Below are 1,632 nucleotides of genomic sequence, written 5' to 3' on the forward strand. Positions count from 1 at the left end.
GCCGACGTCCAGCCAGGTGGAACCGCCCTCAGCCACATGGGAAACCACACTCAAGCTATCGAGCAGGTGGCGCGAGACCATTTCGTCCGGGTCGCGCACAGCCGTAAGGTTGTAGGCCTTGTTCCACTTGATCAGCAACGCCAGGTAGGCGAGCAGTTGGCTGTGTTGCTGATCGTTTAATTCAATGCCGAGTTCAGCGGCGCCACGGGACAATTCTTCAGCGTGTTGCGCGGTAACAGAAGACATCAGGCGCTTTGCTCCAGCTCACGACCGGCACTGCGTTTTTTCAAGTTGATCATCAGCAGAGAAATGGCTGCTGGCGTCACACCTGGAATACGCGAGGCCTGGCCGAGCGTTTCCGGGCGAGCCTGGCCAAGCTTGCTTTGGATTTCTTTCGATAGCCCAGCGATAGCGGCATAGTCGATATCCGCTGGCAGCTTGGTATTTTCACTGGCACGCAGACGGGCGATCTCGTCTTGTTGACGGTCGATATAGCCGGCGTACTTGGTCTTGATTTCGACCTGCTCAGACACTTGCGGGTCTTCGTGGCCAGGCCCGGTCACTTCGATCAGCCCGGCGTAATCCACTTCCGGGCGGGTCAGCAGATTGAGCAGGTTGTACTCGTGGGTCAGCGGTGTGCCGAAGCGCGCGGCAATCGCATCGCCTTGTGGCGTATTAGGGCGAACCCAGGTGCTTTTCAGGCGCTGCTCTTCCAATTCGATGCCTTCGCGCTTGGCGCAGAAGGCCGCCCAACGGCGGTCGTCAACCAGACCGAGCTCCCGGCCTTTTTCGGTGAGGCGCAGGTCGGCGTTGTCTTCACGCAGAATCAGGCGGTACTCGGCACGCGAGGTGAACATGCGATAGGGCTCTTGGGTGCCCAAGGTGATCAGGTCGTCGACCAGCACACCGATATAGGCTTCGTCGCGACGTGGACACCAGCTGTCCTTGCCCTGCGCGCGCAATGCCGCGTTGGCACCCGCCAGCAGCCCTTGGGCGCCGGCTTCTTCGTAGCCGGTGGTGCCGTTGATTTGCCCGGCGAAGAACAGGCCGGCAATCACTTTGGTTTCCAGGCTGTACTTCAAGTCTCGCGGGTCGAAGTAGTCGTATTCGATGGCGTAACCCGGGCGAACGATATGGGCGTTTTCCATGCCGCGAATCGAGCGCACCAGTTCCAATTGCACATCAAAAGGCAGCGACGTGGAGATACCGTTCGGATACAGCTCATGGGTATTCAGGCCTTCGGGCTCGATAAATACCTGGTGGCTGTCTTTGTCGGCAAAGCGGTGAATTTTGTCTTCAATCGACGGGCAGTAGCGTGGGCCAATGCCTTCAATCACCCCGGAATACATCGGCGAACGGTTGAGGTTGGCGGCGATGATTTCGTGGGTACGGGCGTTGGTGTGGGTAATCCAGCAACTGACCTGACGTGGGTGTTGTTCTTTGTTGCCGAGGAACGACATAACCGGGATCGGCGTATCGCCTGGCTGTTCGCTCATCACCGAAAAGTCCACCGAGCGGCCATCGATACGGGGAGGGGTACCGGTTTTCAGTCGACCAACCCGCAGTGGGTGCTCGCGCAGGCGCTGGGCGAGGGCGATGGAAGGTGGATCACCTGCGCGGCCACCGGAGTGG

Annotated in this window: 2 protein-coding genes; both read right to left on the reverse strand. The window is 59.4% G+C overall.

The window, feature by feature from the left end; all coding sequences use genetic code 11:
* On the reverse strand, positions 1 to 249 hold a 249-nt coding region (locus AAAB16_RS11730), incomplete at its 3' end, for an RsmG family class I SAM-dependent methyltransferase (protein WP_340663476.1).
* Positions 246 to 1,632, reverse strand: a 1,387-nt coding sequence (mnmG, locus tag AAAB16_RS11735; protein ID WP_340663475.1) for a tRNA uridine-5-carboxymethylaminomethyl(34) synthesis enzyme MnmG, incomplete at its 5' end; no start/stop codon positions are given. The genes AAAB16_RS11730 and mnmG, both read right to left, overlap by 4 nt.

It is taken from the genome of Pseudomonas sp., from assembly GCF_037994325.1.
Classification (GTDB): domain Bacteria; phylum Pseudomonadota; class Gammaproteobacteria; order Pseudomonadales; family Pseudomonadaceae; genus Aquipseudomonas.